The organism is Lysobacter sp. HA18 (assembly GCF_054057595.1).
In genome coordinates, this window is sequence record NZ_JBSRZL010000001.1 from 2,251,254 (window position 1) to 2,268,572 (window position 17,319).

Below are 17,319 nucleotides of genomic sequence, written 5' to 3' on the forward strand. Positions count from 1 at the left end.
GGGGCGTCCGGAGCGTCGAATTGCGGAATTATGACAACGGATCGCGTCCGATAGAGCGCCGCCCGGGTGTTCACGGGGGTCGCGTCTCTTCACCTGCTAAGATCGCGCCCGCTTTGAGCCCTCCCCCGCGCCAATCCGTACCGTGGACCGCGTCGCCCTCCCCGGGCTGGCACGGCCCGACGCAGGCATCGCGACCTCTCCCCCCGGGAACCTGTCCGTGCGCGACCTGCTGATCGTCTTCCTGCTGATGGTCTGCAACGCCTTCTTCGCCATGTCGGAGATGGCGGTGATGACGTCGCGCAAGTCGCGCCTGCGTCACATGGCCAGCACCAGCCCGCGCGCGCAGAAGGCGCTGGAGCTCTCCGAATCGCCCGAGAGCTTCCTGTCCGCCGTCCAGCTGTGGATCACCCTTCTCAGCCTGCTCACCGGCTACTTCGGCGGCGAATCGATGGGCGAGAAGATCGCCGCGCCGCTGCGCGACATGCCCGCGCTGGCGCCGTATGCGACCTACATCGGGCGCGGCACCGGCTTCATCGTCGTGCTGTTCTTCTTCGGCCTGATCGGCGAACTGGTGCCCAAGCGCATCGGCACGCTGCGGCCGGAAGCGATCGCGACGCTGGTCGCGTATCCGATGGACTTCTTCGCGAAGATCGCCAAACCCTTCGTCATTCTGCTGTCGACGTCCACGCGCGTGTTGCTGCGCCTGTTGCGCCTCAGTGGCGGCAGCGATGAAGCGGTGACCGAAGAAGAGATCCGCATGCTCGTGAGCGAAGGCCACGAGCAGGGCGTGATCGATGCCGACGAACGAAAGATGATGAATCGCGTGCTGAGCTTGGGCGACCGCACGACCGAAAGCCTGATGACGCCGCGCATGCGCATCGTCTGGCTCGACGCGTCCGCGGAAACCGCCGAGAACCTCGAAGCGCTGCATGCCGCGCCGTTCTCGCGCTTTCCCGTGTATCGCGGCAGCGACCAGGACGTGGTTGGCATCCTCGAAGCCAAATCGCTGCTGCGCGCGGTCGGACGCGGCGAACTGCCGTCGCTGTTCGAAAGCCTGCGCGAGCCGCTGTTCGTTTCCGAATCGACGCCGGCGCTCAAGCTTCTCGAGATCTTCCGCGAGGAGCAGCAGTCACTCGCGCTCGTCGTCGACGAATACGGCGACATCAGCGGCCTGGTCACCGTCAACGACCTCATGGGCGCGGTGATCGGCCGCATCCAGGGCGACAACGACGACAGCGCGACCGGCGTAGTCGTGCGCGACGACGGCTCGCTGCTGGTCGACGGCTCATTGGGCGTCGAGGAACTGCGCGAACTGCTCGGCGCGGCGACGTTGCCCGGCGAGGACGAGCACGACTTCCACACCGCGGCCGGCATGGTGATCGCGCAGTTCGGCCGCATCCCGCACGCCGGCGAGCACTTCGACTGGAATGGCTGGCGCATCGAAGTCGTGGACCTCGACGGCCCGCGCGTCGACAAACTGCTGATGCAGCGCGTGCCCGCGACCGAAGGCGACGATGATGCGCGGACGGCCTGACGTCGAGGACCTCGGCACGCGCGGCCTGCTCGACGGATTCGCAAACGCCGCACCGGATGCCACGCCGACCTTCGCCGAACTGTTCGCAGGGCTCGGCGACCGCGCGTTCGGCATGCTGCTGATCGCCGCGGCGGCGCCCGCGTTCATTCCGGTTCCGGGGCTCGCGGGCGGGCTCAGCGGCCCGCTGGTGATGCTGGTCGGCGCGCAGCTGGTGATGCGCCTGCATCGCCCGTGGCTGCCGCGCTTCATCGGGCGGCGCAGCCCGCGTGCGTCCGCGCTCGTGCGTCTGCGCGACCATCTGGACCCGTGGCTTGCTCGCTTGGAGCGCGTCGTGCGCCCGCGTGCCGCCGTGCTTCTCGATCACTGGGCGCCGGGCATCGTCACCGGCCTGCTGGTGCTGACGACGGGCGCGCTGCTGACGCTGCCGATTCCGTTCACCAACTACGTGCTCGGCCTGCTGGTCGTGCTGTTCGCCCTCGCCTTCCTCGAACGCGATGGCGTGCTGATGGGCATCGCATGGGCCGCCGCGATCGCCGCGCTCATCGTGTTCGGCCTGCTCTCGGGCAGCCTCGCCCGCGCGGTCGCGCACTACTTCTGAATCAGGCGGGAACTTCGTCCGCGAGCAGCGCGAGGAACTCGTCCATCTCGAGCGGATGACCCAGCCAGTAGCCTTGGGCGAGGTCGCAGCGGCGCTCGCGCAGCAGCGCGTACTGGCCTTCCTTCTCGACACCTTCCGCCACCACCGTGATGCCCAGCGAATGCGCCATCGCGATGATGGCGGTGGTGAGCGCGAGGTCGTCCGGATCGCGCAATACGTCGGCGATGAAGCTGCGATCGATCTTGACGCCGTCCACCGGCACGCGGCGCAGATGGCTGAGCCCGGAGAAGCCGGTGCCGAAGTCGTCGAGCCAGACCTTGACGCCCAGCGAGCGCAGGCGCGTCAGCAGCTGGCTCGCATGGGCTTCGTCGCTGATGACGGCGGTTTCGGTGAGCTCGATATGCAGCTGGTCCGCGGGCAATCCCGCGTCGCGCAGGCTCGCCTCGACCATGCGCGCGAGATCGCCACTGCGCAGCTGTCGCGGTGACACGTTCACCGACACGAACAGCGGCACGGCGTCGGGACCGCGCACGTGTTCCCAGCGCATCGCATCGCCGCAGGCCGCGCGCATGACCTGCGGGCCGATGATGTCGATCAGGCCGCTCTGCTCGGCGACATCGATGAATACCGACGGCGCAATGACGCCATGTTCGTGATGCCGCCAGCGCAGCAGCGCTTCCGCGCCGACAAGGCGCTGGTCGGCAAGCCGATACACAGGCTGGTAGACGATGCGCAGTTCGCCGCGATCCCATGCGCCGCGCAGCTCGTTCTCCAGGTGCACGCGGCGTTCGACCGCCTCGTTCATCGCACGGCTGTAGAAGCGGTAGCAGTTCTTGCCGGCGACCTTCGCCTGGTACATCGCGATGTCGCCATTCTTGAGTAGCGACGTGCCGCCGTCGGCATCGCCCGGAAAAAGCGTTACGCCGATCGATGTTCCGAGGAATACCTGCCGGCCCTGCACCACCAGCGGTTCGGACAGCACTTCGACGAGGCGTTCGGCGAGCTGCGTCGCGATGCCGCGTACGTCGGCGTCCTCGACGAGGATCACGAACTCGTCGCCACCGAAACGCGCGACGCGTGCATCGATGCCGCCGACCTCCGCGACCGTGTCGGAAATGCGATGCGCGAACTGCAGCAGCACTTCGTCGCCGGCGTCATGGCCGAGCGTGTCGTTGATGCGCTTGAAATCGTCAGCGTCGGCGAACAGCAGCGCGAGTTCCCGACCTGCGCCCTTGAGCTGCATCAGGCGTGCGTCGAGCATTTCGCGAAAGGCCAGGCGATTCGCGAGGCCGGTCAGCGCGTCGGTGTACGCCATGCGGCGGATCTCGCGATCGTGCCGCGCCACGCTCTGGCTCATGCGCCCGAACGCACGAACGAGATCACCGAGTTCATCCTTGCGACTGCTCACCGGCAGCCCGGTGTCGAAATGACCGGCTTCGATCGCGCGCGCGGAATCCGCGAGCTGGCTGATCGGCCGCACCATCGTGCGCTGGATGATCGCCAACACCACGCCGCCGAGCGCAAGCAATGCGGTGCTCAGCAAGAGGATGGCGAGCAGCTGCCGATGACCGAGGTCGCGGATCTGCGTGCCCAGTTGCAGCATCGCGACCTGCTGGAAATCGCGGCCTTCGGTCCGATCGAAACCGATGCGAACGCCACCGAGCCGCGAGCCGCCAATCAGAATCGGTGCCGATACATCGAGCATGTCGCGCGTCATCTGCGCATGCAGTTCACGCGCACCGATGGCCTCGAACGCGAGCGCGTCGTCCATGCGCCGGCCGTAGGTCGGGATGTCCGGCGTGCCGTCGTGCAGGATGTTGCCGTCGGCGTCGTAGACCAGCACGTAGCGCACGCCGGGCTGGCGGAGCGTGCCCTTGGCGAGGTCGCCGACCGCATCGAGGTCGAAGTAATACAGCGGGTTGACCAGCGACTTCGCGAGCTGCTGGGTGGTGCCTTCCGCGCGACGGCGAAGGTTCGCATCCAGCACCTGGTCGGTGGCGCGGCGCGACAGGCTTTCGACGCTGGTCTGCACTTCCTGCTGGCGCATCCAGAACAGCATCATCAGCGCGCTCGCCGCGAGGATGGCGAAGCCGACCATCGCGAAGAACTGCGCCTGCAAGCCGATGCGGAATCTCATTCCACGTCTGCCTTGATGCGCGCGACGCCGCGGCCGATCCCGGCCAGCGATCGCTCCGACGCCGCATCGAGCGGCAGGAAACGAGTCGTGCCGAAGAACGCGAGCAGCGCGTCACGGCCGGCCGGATCGTTCGCAGCCTGAAGCAGCACTTCGCGCAGACGCGCGGCGACGCGCGGGTCGAGATCGCCACGCACGACTTCGATCGCGCGCGGGTAATCGGGCGTCTGCCCGATCAGCACGAAATCGCGCCGGAACGTCGACGGCACGCGCGCTGGATTTTCCCAGTCGACGTTGCTCATGACGCCGGCGTCGACCAGGCCCTTGTGCACCCAGGTCGCGATGTTGAGTTCGGACCGCGCGAACAGGTAACCGACGGCGCCGGGCGCGGGCTGGTCGTCCGGCGAAAGCAGGATTTCGAGGTGCAGGCCGCGGTCGAGCAGTGTTCCCGCCGGCACGTAATACGCGCTGGTGGACGACGGCCGCTGAAAGGCGATGCGATGGCCGCGCAGGTCGTCGATCGACGACAGCCCGCGATCGCGGCGCGCGAAGAAGACGCTGTGGTATCGGCTGACACCGTCGCGCTCGGTCAGCAGCAGCGGGCGGGCGGCGACGCGCTGCTGAAGCAGCATCGCGGTACCGGCGGTCTCGGTGACCCAGTCGACGCGCCCACGGCGCATGTAGCTCGCCATCTGCTGCGGGTCGCGCGCCATAAGGATGCGGCCTTCGCGGATGCCGACGTCGGCCATGCGCGGCACGACGTAGTCGAGCAGCGGCTTGAGCTGGTCGTAATGCGCGGCGGGGTCGTCACTGACGCGCCCGAGCACGAGCACGCCCGACGACGAATCGCCCGCTGCCGCGAGCGGCGCAGGCGCCACGGCGAAAGCCAGCAGCAGTAAGCAGGCGTAGCGGAGGACGCGGGTGATCAAGGCGAACAACCGGAGGGCCCTCGCGGAGCCTAAAGCAAAACCACCCGGTTTGGGACGCTCGTCGCGATCCGCGCCATTTTCATCACACCGCTCGAGGCTGCTCAGCCGTGGCCGCGCTCGGTCGCGATACGTGCCATGCGCTGCGCATCGGCCAGCACGCCGCGGAGGATGCGGACGTCGCGATCGTCGAGCGATGCGCGGTTGAAGATGCGTCGCAGCTTGCGCATCGCGCTGTCCGGGGCGCGGCCCTTGTGGAAGTCGATGAGGTCCAGCGTCTCCGCGAGCTGGCTGTAGAAGCTCTCCAACTGCTCGTGCGACGCCGGCGGGTCGCGCGGCTCCGCGGTTTCGCCAGAAGCGGCCCGATCAAGCAGCGCCATCCGGACTTCGTAGGACACCACCTGCACCGCCGCTGCGAGATTGAGCGAGCTGTAGTCGGGATTGGCCGGGATGTGCACGGCCTGATGGCAGAGGTGCAGCTCGTCGTTGGTCAGGCCGGTTCGCTCGCGACCGAACACGAGCGCGACGTCGCCGCCGGCCGCACCGTCGACGACCGTCGAGGCCGCCTCGCGCGGGGTGAGCTCCGGCAGCGCGACGCGACGGCTGCGCGCGGTGCAGCCGAGCACGCGCGTGCAGCCCGCCAGCGCCGACGCGAGGTCATCGTGGAATTCGGCGGTATCGAGGACGTCGTGCGCGCCGGCCGACAGTGCGAAGGACTCCGCATCGGGCGCCTTTTCGGGTGCGACCAGCAGCAGCCGGCGCAGGCCCATGGTCTTCATCGCGCGGGCCGCCGAGCCGATGTTGCCGGGGTGTTGCGTGCCCACCAGCACGATCCGGGTACGGTCGGCGGCGAGCTTCATGAAATCGTGGGTCATGCCTGCAATGGTAAGCTTCGCGACCGCCGACGATGGCGGAATCGCTCTTTTCCACGGCCAGCGCGCCCGGACATCCTCATGCAAAAACCCGCCATCACCTTGATGATCAAGGCCGCGCGCGCCGCCGGCAACGTGCTCCTCCGCCACATGCACAAGCTCGACTCGCTCAATGTCGTCGAGAAGGGCCGCATGGACTTCGCGAGCGAAGTCGACAGCCTGGCCGAGAAGGAAATCATCAAGGAATTCCGCCGCGCCACGCCGGACTACGCGATCCTCGGCGAGGAAAGCGGCCCGCTCAACAGCGGCCCGCGCGCGCGCTACACCTGGGTCATCGACCCGCTCGACGGCACCAGCAATTACCTGCGCGGCATCCCGCATTTCTGCGTGTCGATCGCGCTGGTCGAGAACGGCGAGCCGATCAACGGCGTGATCTTCGACCCGCTGCGCAACGAGATCTTCCACGCGACGCGTGGCTCGGGCGCGGTGCTCAACGACAAGCGCATCCGCGTGTCCGACCGCAAGGATCTGGACGGCGCGATGCTCATCACCGGCTTCCCGCCGCGCGAGCGCGAGCGTGCCAGCGCGCAGCTCAAGTGCGTGGATTCGCTGCTGGTGCAGGCCGAGGACATCCGTCGCACCGGTTCGGCGGCGCTCGACCTCGCCTACGTCGCCTGCGGCCGTGCCGACGGCTACTTCGAAGCGGGCGTGAAGCCGTGGGACATCGCGGCGGGTGCGCTGATGGTGCGCGAGGCCGGCGGCAAGGTCGTCGACTACCGCGGCCGCACCACCGGCCCGATGGACAATCGCGGCCTGATGGGTCGCCCGCTCGTGGCCGGCAACCTGAAGGTCTGCGACGAACTGCAGAAGCGCATCGTCGACACCGGGTACGCGGCGGCGTTCGACGAAGGCTGATCGCTTCGCTTGCGGGATCGATCGAGGGGCCGCAGCGATGCGGCCCTTTTTCGTTGCGCCGGCACGACGTCGTGCATCAATACGCGGACATGAAAAAGGCCGCATCGCTGCGGCCTTTTTCGTGATGCTGAGACCTTCGGTTATGGGCGACGCGCGAGCGCCGCGTCGTCCTTCGCCTTCGGCATCAGGTCCTGCTTGCTCACGCCCTGCCAGAGCAGCAGCGGGCAGGCGATGAAGATCGACGACAGCGTACCGATCACGGTACCGATGATCTGCGCCTCGGCCAGGCCGCGCAGCGACTCGCCACCGAACAGGTAGAGCGCGAGCATCGACAGGAACGCCACGAACGACACGATGACGGTACGCGACAGCGTCTGGTTGATCGCCTTGTTCATGATCTCGCGCGGCGGCACCCGCATGCTGCGGAAGTTCTCGCGCACACGGTCGAACACGACGATGGTGTCGTTGATCGAGAAACCCATGACCGCGAGCAGGCCGGCGAGCACCGTCAGGTCGAACTCATGGCGCGTGATCGCGAACCAGCCGGCGACGATGCTGACGTCGTGCACGGTCGCGATGATCGCGCCGATCGCGAACTTCAGCTCGAAGCGGAACGAGATGTAGATCAGCAGGCCGGCGAGCACGAAGATGAAGGCGTACAGCGACTTCCACGCGAGCTCCTGACCGACCTGCGGGCCGACGAAGTCGCTGCGCACCACGTGCGCCGGGTTGTCCGGCGTGCCCGCGGCCTGCACCACAGCCGCGGCGGTGCGGTCCTTCGCCTGCGCGCCTTCGGCCTGCATGCGGACCATCATCTCGCGACCGGTGCCAAGGCCCTGCACCTGCGCGCCGTGGAAGCCGGCCGCATTGAGGCGATTACGCACCTGGTCGGTATCGACCGGACGATCGAAACGCAGTTCGACCACCGAACCGCCGGTGAAATCCAGTGCGAAATTGAAGGTCTTGTCCAGACCGCCCTGCGAGGCGTGGAAGATCATCGCGCCGAACGACGCCAGCATCAGCAGGCCGGCGATGGTCAGCGAGACCCACCGCAGGCGCATGAAGTCGATGTTGCTGTCGTACGGGAAAACATTGAAAGGCTTCATGGATCGTCTTCCCTTAGATCGCGATCGACTGCAGCTTGCGGCGGCGGCCGTAGATCAGCGTCGCGATGGCGCGCGACACCGAAACCGCCGTGTACATCGACGTCAGGATGCCGACGATGAGCGTCACCGCGAAGCCCTTGATCGGGCCCGTGCCGAATGCGAACAGCGCGAGGCCGGCGAGGATCGTCGTCAGGTTGGCGTCGGCGATCGTGCCCTTGGCGCGTTCGTAGCCTTCCGAGATCGATGTCTGTGGTGGCAGCCCGAGTCGTAACTCTTCCCGGATTCGTTCGTTGATGAGCACGTTGGCGTCGACCGACATACCGACCGTCAGCGCGACACCCGCAAGGCCCGGCAGGCTCAGCGTTGCGTGGAAGACCGACAGGATGGCGATCACCATCAGCAGGTTCATCAGCAGCGCGAGGCTCGTGATGATGCCGAACATGCGGTAGTAGACGAGGAAGAACACCAGCGTGAAGCAGAACGACGCGGCGACGGCGGTGAGGCCGCGCTCGACGTTCTGGCGACCGAGGCTCGGGCCAACGATGCGCTCTTCGACGAAGTCCATCGGCGCCGCAAGCGAACCCGAACGCATCAGCAACGCGAGGTCGGAGGCTTCGTTCGCGCTCGACAGGCCTGTCGTCTGGAATTCCTTGCTGAAGACGCCCTGGATGGTCGCGACGGAAATCACTTCCTCACTGATGCGCGTGGTGCGCACTTCCTTGCCGTCGATCGTCTTCACCTCCGGCACGCGCTCGATGTACACCACCGCCATCGGCTTGCCGACGTTCTCGCTGGTGAAGTCGAACATGCGCTGGCCGCCGACGCTGTTGAGGCGGACGCTCACGGCCGGCGTACCGGACTGGCCGTCGGTCGTGGCCGTCGCGCCGACGAGCTGGTCGCCCGACACGATGACGCGCTTGCTCAGCAGCACCGGAATGCGCGGGGCATTTGGCGTCATCTGGCGGCGGTAGTAGACGCGCGCCTCCGGCGGAACGTTGCCGGTGGTGACCGCATCCTGCGCGTCGCCTTCGATGACGGCGCGATATTCGAGCGTCGCGGTCGCGCCGATGATGCGCTTGGCCTGCGCGGTGTCCTGCACGCCGGGAAGCTCGACGACAATGCGGTCGGTGCCCTGGCGCTGGATGATGGGCTCGCCGACGCCGATCGCGTTGACGCGGTTGCGAAGCGTGCTGACGTTCTGCTCGACCGCCTCGAGCGCAAGGCGCTGCTGTTCGGCCGGGTTGACGCGAACGGTGATCGTGCCGCCGACGGCCGACACGTCCAGCGTGGTCTGGCCCTTGAGGATGAGCTGCTGCGCGCGCGCGACATCCTGCGGCGCAAGCGTGGCGATGACACTGCCATCCGGGCGACGCTCGACGGACTCGTAGCGGATGCCGGCGTCGCGCAACTGCACGCGCACGTCCTCGGCCAGCGCGTCGAGGCGCTTGTCCATCGCCGCCTTCTGGTCGACCTGCATCATGAAATGCACACCGCCCTGGAGGTCGAGGCCCAGCAGCATCGGCTTCGCACCGATACCTGCGAGCCATTCCGGCGCGGTCGACGCGAGGTTCAGCGCGACGACGTAATCGTTACCCAGCGGATCGCGCAGCGTGTCCGCGGCCTTGACCTGCAGGTCCGGGTTCGCGAAGCGCACGAGCAGGCTGCCGTTCTTGATCTCGCTGCCCTTCTCCGGCACGCCGGCCTTCGCCAGCGCGTCGGCGACGCGCGTACGAAGCGCAGCGTCGACGGTGCCGCCGCGGTTGGCGCTCACCTGCACGGAAGGATCCTGCGGGAACACGTTGGGCAGCGCGTACAGCGCGCTCAACAGCAGCAGGATGACGGCGAGGGCGTATTTCCAGCGCGGGTAGGTCAGCATCAGAAGTCCAGGCGGCTCCCCGCCGCGTACAAGGCGTAAGGGCGGCCGTAGCCGCCTTCAAGTGCTCGCGGCTTACGCCGCCTTCAAGGTGCCCTTGGGCAGGACGTTGCCGATCGCGGACTTCTGCACGCGAACGCGAACGCCATCGGCGACCTCGATCGTGACGAAGTTCTCGCCGATATCGGTAACGGTGCCAGCGAGACCGCCAGCAGCCAGCACTTCGTCGCCCTTGGCGAGCTTGGCGAGCATGCCGGTGTGTTCCTTCGCGCGCTTCATCTGCGGACGGATCATCAGGAAGTACATCACCGCGACGACGACGAGGATCGGCAGGAAGCCGAGTACGCCGCTGGCGCCGCCGGGAGCGGCACCCGTGGCCTGGGCGTGGGCGGCGGGAATTACGAGATCGAGCAGGGACATGGTGGGGTCCGGCGAAAGCGACCCGGGATTATGCCACCCGCCGGTGGCCCGCAGCGCCGCGCGTGAAGGCCAGCCCGATTCAGCTGCCCTCGCCCGCCTGCCTCGCGGCGTAGAAGGCGTCACGGAATTCGCCGAACCGCCCCTGCTCGATCGCCTCGCGCATGCCGGCCATCAGGCGCTGGTAGTAGCGCAGGTTGTGCAGCGTGCCCAGCATCGGCCCGAGCATCTCGTTGCAGCGGTCGAGGTGGCGCAGGTAGCTGCGCGTGTAGCCGTTGCGGCAGGTGTAGCAGTCGCAACCTTCCTCGATCGGGCGCAGGTCGCGCTCGTATTTGGAATTGCGGACGCGGATGACGCCCGTCGCGGTGAAGTAATGGCCGTTGCGCGCGTTCCGCGTCGGCATCACGCAGTCGAACATGTCGACGCCGCGCGTGACGGCCTCGACCAGGTCTTCGGGCCGGCCAACGCCCATCAGGTAGCGCGGGCGATCGGTCGGAAGCTGCGGTGCCGTGTGATCGAGCATTGCGTTGCGCTCGTCCTCGGTCTCGCCGACCGCCAGCCCGCCGATTGCATAACCGTCGAAACCGATCGCCTGCAGCGCTTCGGCCGACTTCGTGCGCAGGTCGCGATGCACGCCGCCCTGCACGATGCCGAACAGCGCGGCGTCGTTGCCCTCGTGCGCGCGCTTGCTGCGCTCGGCCCAGCGCAGCGACAGCTCCATCGAGCGACGGATCACGTCGGGCGACACCGGCACGCCGTCGACATGTACCGGCGGGCACTCGTCGAAGATCATCACGATGTCCGAGTCGAGCACCTTCTGGATGCGCATGCTTTCCTCGGGACCGAGGAACACCTTGCTGCCGTCGGTGGGCGCCGCGAAGGTCACGCCCTCTTCGGTGATCTTTCGCTTGTGCGCGAGCGAGAACACCTGGAATCCGCCGGAATCCGTCAGGATCGGGCCGTTCCATCGGGTGAAGCCGTGCAGCCCGCCGTGATCGCCGATCACGTCGAGACCCGGCCGCAGGAACAGATGGAACGTGTTCCCGAGAATCATTTCGGCGCCGAGCTCTCGCACCTGATCGGGCGTGACGCCCTTGACCGAGCCATACGTGCCGACCGGCATGAACGCCGGCGTCTCCACCGTGCCGCGCGGAAACGTGAGCCGACCACGACGGGCGACGCCATCGGTGCCGAGGAGTTCGAACGACATGCGGCTCATGGGACGTTGGACCTGGGTGCGTGATTACGGAGAAATCGGAAGTCGCGAACGGGCTTCCTGGTGCATTTGTCGACGACAGTCAGATCGCGTCGTCAGCCATCGCTGCGCTTCCACAGCATCATCGCGTCGCCGTAGGAAAAGAAGCGGTAGCGCGCGACGATCGCATGGCGATACGCGGCGAAGATGCGCTCGCGGCCCGCGAATGCCGACACCATCATCAGCAGCGTGCTCTGCGGCAGATGGAAGTTGGTGACCATCGCGTCGACGCTGGTCATGCGGTAACCCGGCAGGATGAAGAGCTGCGTTTCGCCGGCGAACGGCGCGAGTTCGACCCGGCCATCGTCGTGATGACGCGTCGCGCTTTCCAGCGCACGTACCACCGTCGTGCCGACGCCGATCACACGTCCGCCCGCGTCACGCGTTCGACGGATCTGCTCGACCAGCGTCGCACCGACGTTGATCCACTCGCTGTGCATGACGTGCTGGCTGAGATCGTCGACGCGCACAGGCTGGAACGTGCCTGCGCCGACGTGCAGCGTGACGTGGCCGAAGTCGACGCCCATGGCGCGCAGCCGCGCGAGAAGTGCTTCGTCGAAATGCAGGCCCGCGGTCGGTGCGGCGACGGCGCCGACCTCCTTCGCGAATACGGTCTGATAGCGCTCCGTGTCGTCCTGGCCTGGCTCGCGCTGGATGTACGGCGGCAACGGCAGGCGGCCCGCATGCAGCAGCCACGATTCGAGCGGTTCGTCCACCTCGAACTGCAGCAGGTAGAACTCGCCCTCGCGACCGAGCACGCGTGCGACGCCGCCCGCATCGAGTTCGATGACCGCGCCTTCCTTCGGCGACTTGCTGACGCCGAGCTGCGCACGAGCGCGATCCGCACCGAGCAGGCGCTCGATCATGATTTCGACGCGGCCACCCGTGCTCTTCTGTCCGAACAATCGCGCCGGGATGACGCGTGTGTCGTTGAACACTAGAAGGTCGCCGGCGCGCAGCAGGTCGGGAAGATCGCGGAACACGCGATCTTCGAACGGCGCATCGCCCGGCGGCACCACCAGAAGGCGGCTCGCCGAACGCTCCGCGAGCGGCGCCTGCGCGATCAGCTCGGGCGGAAGTTCGTAATCGAAATCGGACTTCTTCAAGGCGGACGGAACCATCGTCGACCGTTCATCCGCGGCGCGGACGGCCGCGTAGTGTACCGGCGCGCCGGGGGTTATCGGCGCAAAACCCGCGTGATAGCATGGACGCAACCTTTTGAATGGAAACGGAAAACGCCTCGCGCGCGCTTCCGCGCCCGCCTGTTTCCCGCGTTTTTCGTCTTGTCCCAGGACTGCTCGGAGCCGCTGTCATGTCGAACCCAAACGCCAACGTCGTCGCCCTCCTCGCCCCGCTGCGCGCCCGTGGTGGACGCCGCCGCACGATCGGCCTGGACGACGTGACCGTCGAGCGTTTCGCGGCCTCGCATGCCGAGCTGCGCGAAGCCATCGAAGCCGCGGTTGTCGAGTTCGATGCGATCCAGGCCGAGGCCGCCGACATCCTCGATCTCGACGAGGACGCGCAGATCGACGCGGTGCAGGCCGGCTTCGTCAACTTCTATCCGGACGACGGCGTCAATCCGTACGTCGCGCTGGTCGCGCGCGGCCCGTGGGTCGTCACGCTCAAGGGCGCGGTGCTCCACGATTCCGGCGGCTACGGCATGCTCGGCTTCGGCCATGCGCCGCAGGCGATCATCGACGCGATGTCGAAGCCGCAGGTGATGGCCAACATCATGACGCCGTCGCTCGCGCAACGCCGTTTCGATCGCGCGATCCGCGCCGTGATCGGCGCATCCGGCGGCTGCCCGTACGAACGTTTCTTCTGCTTGAATTCCGGCTCCGAATCGGTGTCGCTGGCCGCACGCATCGCCGACGCGAACGCCAAGCTGATGACGGACGCCGGGGCACGCCATGCGGGCCGCGCCATCAAGCGCCTCGTCGTGAAGGGCAGCTTCCACGGCCGCACCGAGCGCCCGGCGCTGTATTCCGACTCGTCGCGCAAGACCTACATGCAGCATCTCGCGAGCTTCCGTGGCGAGGATTCGGTGATCACCGTCGAGCCGTACGACGTCGATGCGCTGCGTCGCGCGTTCGCCGATGCCGATGCGAACGGCTGGTTCATCGAAGCGATGTTCCTCGAGCCGGTGATGGGCGAAGGCGACCCGGGCCGTCGCGTGCCGCGCGCGTTCTACGAGGCCGCGCGCGAACTCACGCGTTCGCACGGCGGCCTGCTGCTGATCGACTCGATCCAGGCCGGCCTGCGTGCAACGGGCGTGCTGTCGATCGTCGACTACCCGGGCTTCGAAGGCGTCGAAGCGCCGGACATGGAAACCTATTCGAAGGCGCTCAACGCCGGGCAGTACCCGCTGTCGGTGCTCGCGGTGAATGCACGCGCCGCGGCGCTGTATCGCAAGGGCCTCTACGGCAACACGATGACGACCAACCCGCGTGCGCTCGATGTCGCATGCGCCGTGCTGGCGCAGGTCACGCCGGCGGTGCGCGAGAACATCGTCGCGCGCGGCCAGGAAGCGCTGCAGCGTCTCGAAGCGCTCGCCAGCGAGCTCGGCGGAATGATCACGAAGGTGCAAGGCACGGGCCTGCTGTTCTCCTGCGAGCTGTCGCCGAAGTTCAAGTGCTACGGCGCGGGCTCGACCGAGGAATGGCTGCGCGAGCGCGGCATCGGCGTCATCCACGGCGGCGCGAACTCGCTGCGCTTCACGCCGACTTTCACCATCACCAGCGACGAGCTGGAGATGGTGGTCGCAATGGTCGGCCGTGCATTGAAGGAAGGCCCGAGCATCGAGCAGGCCGCAGCCGCCTGACGCCACACGCATCGCTGAAAGTAAAAAGGCCGGCTGATTGCCGGCCTTTTTCATGCGCGATGGGTCAGTGCATTGACAGCATCATCGCGCTGCGAACGACGGCGAGCAGCGACGAGGAAACGATGACGGACCACGTCAGGAACGTGCCCCAGAATCGTCCAAACGAATAACCCGCCGAACGCGACAGACCGGCCGCGTGCAACACGCGCGCAAGCAACAACACGCCACCCAGAACAGCGACCCACCAGCGGTCGAGACGGCCCAGCTCCAACAGCGCGAGAAGCAGGAGCGCGAACGGAACGTTCTCGATGAAGTTCGCATGCACGCGAATTCGCTGCAGAAGCTGCGGGTCGCCGCCGTCGCCGAGGCCGACCTTGCGACCACGGCGCAACGCCACGATTGGCAACAGCAACACCATCAACAGAAGGCCGTGCAGGCCGGCGACGAGCAACGTGACGACAGGCATCAGGACTTGCCTCCGGTGATGGCACGGGTAAGGAACCAGAGGCCGACGAGCGCCGCAGTAGCGATCGCGATCAGCCAGGGGCGAAGCTTCATCGCGGGCTTGCGCGTCGCGGCGGTGATGTCCACGGCCGGACGCACGACCGCGGGTGCCGCAGCGGCCTTTGCGCTCAATTGCCACGCGCCGTCGCGCAGCGCGACCTTGCCGGCAAGCGGGGGCAGCACGAATTCGTGCCAGGTGATGCGCACGTCGCCGATCGCGGGCGCCAGCGGGTTGTAGCTGCTCGCGAGTCCATCGCCTTCCGGCTGAAAACTCGCGCCGAGGTTGCCGGGAAGCCGCGAGAAGTTCGGTCGCAGCGCCTGCCACTGGCCGAGCAGGCGCACGACTTCGATCGGCAACGGGCGACCGTCCATGGACACCGAATCGACCCACCATTCGCGGTTGCGAACCGGAAGACGATCGGGATTGCGATGCGACGCGTCGAAGTCGTCGGAGTCGATCGGCCCGGCCGTCCATACCGTGCTGTAGCTGCCGTCGTCATCGCGGCGCCACTGGAACATTTCGACGCGTCGCTCCAGCCCGAACTGCTTGGACGCGACGTGGAAATCCGGGTCCTCCAGCGCGTTCGACGGCGCGGGATCGTTTTCCGGAACCGCGTCGGCATGTGCTGCGCCCGCGAACATCAGCGCAGCCAGTGCGAGCGTCGCGATTGATTTCATGCGGCGATCGGTCGCGCCTGCAGCGCCGGAACCTCGTTAGCTGTGCCGAAGCGCCCGTCGGCGGACTTCACCACGCGCGCGAGCGCGCAAGTTGGATCATGAGTGAAGTAGAGATGGACGTCGCGCGCGAGCATGTCGTCGAGGAAGGCGCGCTTCTCGTCGATCAGCAGCTCGGCATTGCGGTCGTACCCCATGGTGATCGGCACATGCACCCACGGACGACCGGGAATCAGATCCGCGCAGAACACCACGCCGCCATGCGCGTGGCCGTTCGCATTCGGCGCGCCGACGATTTCCGCCAGCATCAGGCCCGGCGTGTGGCCGTCGCTGAAGTGGAAGCGCACGGCGTTGCCCAGCGTGTGCGAATGCTCGCTGTCGACCAGTTCAAGGCGACCAGTCGACTGCAGCAGACCCGGCAGCGCGGGAATGAAGCTCGCGCGGTCGCGATCATGTGGATCGAGCGAGCGCTCGAAATGGCGGCGCCCGACGATGTACTGCGCATTCGGGAACACCAGCGACGGTTCGCTGCCGTCCTGCCACGCGGTCAGCAGGCCGCCCGCGTGGTCGAAATGAAGATGCGAGAGGACGACGACGTCGATGTCCTCGGGCTGGAAGCCGGCGTGCGCGAGCGATTCGAGGAGCACGTGGCGATCCTCGACCACGCCGTAGCGGTCGCGCAGCTTGGGCTCGAAAAACGCGCCGATGCCGGCTTCGAACAGTACGGTCTTGCCGGCGAGTGGCGTGGCCAGCAGCGCGCGACAGGCGAGATCGATGCGTCCCTGCTCATCCGGCGCCGCCCAGCGCGACCACAGCGCACGAGGCGCGTTGCCGAACATGGCGCCGCCGTCGAGCTTCTGGGTATTGCCGTCGATGGACCAGAGCTTCATGCCGACCTCCGCGTTTCCACCATTCGACCGCCTGCGCCCCGCGGGGTCAAGGCGGATCTCGGGCAACAAAAAAGCCCGCAGGCAACTGCGGGCTTTCCCGATTCGAATCGTGGTGGCCGGGGAGGGAATCGAACCCCCGACACGGGGATTTTCAATCCCCTGCTCTACCAACTGAGCTACCCGGCCACGACCACGGCGGGCCGTGGGAGGCGGAATGTTACGGACGCGTGGAGTGGTTGGCAAGCCGCATGTGGGCTGAACGAGCGCGACGACGCGAGTCTTGGGGGCCCCGTCTTCAAGCGCATCATCGGGAGACCTTCAACGGAACTGGAGCACACACCATGAAACCCGTACTCGCGCTGGTGGCCGCTGCGCTCGTGCTTGGCGGCTGTGCCAGTAACCCCCAGAACACGGCGCAGCAGCTCGAGATGTATCGCTCTAACGCAGGCGCGCCGATCAACAACTTCCTCTACAACAGCAGCTTCATGCAGTGGACGCCGCTTGGGACGGAGGCGCTTGCACTCTGGATGTCGCCCGGGCGCGCATACCTGCTCGAGGTACCCGGCTGCCGGGACCTGCAATGGGCACACGGCATCCAGGTCACGCAGAGTGGCGGCAACCAGGTGTCGGCGAAGCTCGATCGCGTTATCCCGCTCGGCGCAGGCAATACCGTTCCGTGCCAGATCGTGTCGATCCGGCCGCTGGACACGAACGCGGTCCGCGCCGCGGAGCGCGTCGTCAGCAAGTAGAACAGTCGACGTCGGCAGACATATGCGCGCAATGCAAACAAAAACGCCCC

The 17,319-nt window shown here is 67.0% G+C and carries 16 protein-coding genes and 1 tRNA gene; 5 read left to right on the forward strand and 12 right to left on the reverse strand.

What is annotated here, in order from left to right; all coding sequences use genetic code 11:
* The first annotated feature begins 217 nt into the window (after window positions 1–217).
* Both ACVWWW_RS11110 and ACVWWW_RS11115 read left to right on the forward strand, forming a co-directional pair.
* Window positions 218–1,534: a hemolysin family protein gene (locus ACVWWW_RS11110; protein WP_027083493.1), complete on the forward strand. Its 1,317-nt coding sequence runs from the start codon at window positions 218–220 to the stop codon at window positions 1,532–1,534.
* Window positions 1,518–2,132: an exopolysaccharide biosynthesis protein gene (locus ACVWWW_RS11115; protein WP_196804383.1), complete on the forward strand. Its 615-nt coding sequence runs from the start codon at window positions 1,518–1,520 to the stop codon at window positions 2,130–2,132. Before ACVWWW_RS11110 ends, ACVWWW_RS11115 begins: the two co-directional genes overlap by 17 nt.
* A gap of 1 nt (window position 2,133) precedes the next feature.
* On the opposite strand, the gene ACVWWW_RS11120 is transcribed toward ACVWWW_RS11115, so the two are convergent.
* The 3 genes from ACVWWW_RS11120 to ACVWWW_RS11130 form a co-directional block, all read right to left on the reverse strand.
* Window positions 2,134–4,269 carry an EAL domain-containing protein gene (locus ACVWWW_RS11120; protein ID WP_027083492.1) on the reverse strand — a complete coding sequence of 712 codons (2,136 nt, stop codon included), beginning with the start codon at window positions 4,267–4,269 and terminating at the stop codon, window positions 2,134–2,136.
* Window positions 4,266–5,204 carry a phosphate/phosphite/phosphonate ABC transporter substrate-binding protein gene (locus tag ACVWWW_RS11125; RefSeq protein WP_456998697.1) on the reverse strand — a complete coding sequence of 313 codons (939 nt, stop codon included), beginning with the start codon at window positions 5,202–5,204 and terminating at the stop codon, window positions 4,266–4,268. The genes ACVWWW_RS11120 and ACVWWW_RS11125 overlap by 4 nt, the downstream gene beginning before the upstream one ends.
* A gap of 92 nt (window positions 5,205–5,296) precedes the next feature.
* Window positions 5,297–6,067, reverse strand: a complete 771-nt coding sequence (locus ACVWWW_RS11130; protein WP_456998698.1) for an RNA methyltransferase — start codon at window positions 6,065–6,067, stop codon at window positions 5,297–5,299.
* Window positions 6,068–6,145: 78 nt separating this feature from the next.
* Here ACVWWW_RS11130 and ACVWWW_RS11135 point away from each other — a divergent pair, with 78 nt between their 5' ends.
* Window positions 6,146–6,979: an inositol monophosphatase family protein gene (locus ACVWWW_RS11135; RefSeq protein ID WP_027083489.1), complete on the forward strand. Its 834-nt coding sequence runs from the start codon at window positions 6,146–6,148 to the stop codon at window positions 6,977–6,979.
* Window positions 6,980–7,119: 140 nt separating this feature from the next.
* Here the strand turns inward: ACVWWW_RS11135 and secF are convergent, their stop codons facing one another.
* The 5 genes from secF to queA form a co-directional block, all read right to left on the reverse strand.
* Window positions 7,120–8,085, reverse strand: a complete 966-nt coding sequence (gene secF / locus ACVWWW_RS11140; RefSeq protein ID WP_027083488.1) for a protein translocase subunit SecF — start codon at window positions 8,083–8,085, stop codon at window positions 7,120–7,122.
* Window positions 8,086–8,098: 13 nt separating this feature from the next.
* Entirely contained in the window at window positions 8,099–9,961 is a 1,863-nt protein-coding gene (gene secD / locus ACVWWW_RS11145) for a protein translocase subunit SecD (RefSeq protein ID WP_027083487.1), read from the reverse strand.
* A gap of 72 nt (window positions 9,962–10,033) precedes the next feature.
* Window positions 10,034–10,378 carry a preprotein translocase subunit YajC gene (gene yajC / locus ACVWWW_RS11150; RefSeq protein ID WP_027083486.1) on the reverse strand — a complete coding sequence of 115 codons (345 nt, stop codon included), beginning with the start codon at window positions 10,376–10,378 and terminating at the stop codon, window positions 10,034–10,036.
* 79 nt (window positions 10,379–10,457) lie between these two features.
* Window positions 10,458–11,594, reverse strand: a complete 1,137-nt coding sequence (gene tgt, locus ACVWWW_RS11155; RefSeq protein ID WP_027083485.1) for a tRNA guanosine(34) transglycosylase Tgt — start codon at window positions 11,592–11,594, stop codon at window positions 10,458–10,460.
* 92 nt (window positions 11,595–11,686) lie between these two features.
* Entirely contained in the window at window positions 11,687–12,736 is a 1,050-nt protein-coding gene (queA, locus tag ACVWWW_RS11160; protein WP_027083484.1) for a tRNA preQ1(34) S-adenosylmethionine ribosyltransferase-isomerase QueA, read from the reverse strand.
* Between the two features lie 206 nt (window positions 12,737–12,942).
* Here queA and ACVWWW_RS11165 point away from each other — a divergent pair, with 206 nt between their 5' ends.
* Entirely contained in the window at window positions 12,943–14,451 is a 1,509-nt protein-coding gene (locus ACVWWW_RS11165; RefSeq protein WP_027083483.1) for an aminotransferase class III-fold pyridoxal phosphate-dependent enzyme, read from the forward strand.
* 64 nt (window positions 14,452–14,515) lie between these two features.
* Here ACVWWW_RS11165 and ACVWWW_RS11170 read toward each other — a convergent pair whose 3' ends face one another.
* From ACVWWW_RS11170 to ACVWWW_RS11185, 4 genes are all read right to left on the reverse strand, one after another.
* The gene (locus ACVWWW_RS11170) at window positions 14,516–14,917 is read right to left on the reverse strand and encodes an MAPEG family protein (RefSeq protein WP_027083482.1); all 402 of its coding nucleotides are present in this window, start codon (window positions 14,915–14,917) and stop codon (window positions 14,516–14,518) included.
* On the reverse strand, window positions 14,917–15,633 hold the full coding sequence (locus ACVWWW_RS11175) for a TMEM43 family protein (RefSeq protein ID WP_027083481.1): 717 nt from the start codon (window positions 15,631–15,633) through the stop codon (window positions 14,917–14,919). Before ACVWWW_RS11175 ends, ACVWWW_RS11170 begins: the two co-directional genes overlap by 1 nt.
* Entirely contained in the window at window positions 15,630–16,520 is an 891-nt protein-coding gene (locus ACVWWW_RS11180) for an MBL fold metallo-hydrolase (RefSeq protein WP_027083480.1), read from the reverse strand. Before ACVWWW_RS11180 ends, ACVWWW_RS11175 begins: the two co-directional genes overlap by 4 nt.
* Window positions 16,521–16,630: 110 nt before the next feature.
* A tRNA-Phe gene (locus tag ACVWWW_RS11185) sits at window positions 16,631–16,706 on the reverse strand.
* A 155-nt stretch (window positions 16,707–16,861) separates the two neighbouring features.
* Between ACVWWW_RS11185 and ACVWWW_RS11190 the strand changes: the two genes are divergently transcribed.
* Window positions 16,862–17,269, forward strand: a complete 408-nt coding sequence (locus ACVWWW_RS11190; RefSeq protein WP_027083479.1) for a DUF6491 family protein — start codon at window positions 16,862–16,864, stop codon at window positions 17,267–17,269.
* The last annotated feature ends 50 nt before the right edge of the window (window positions 17,270–17,319 follow it).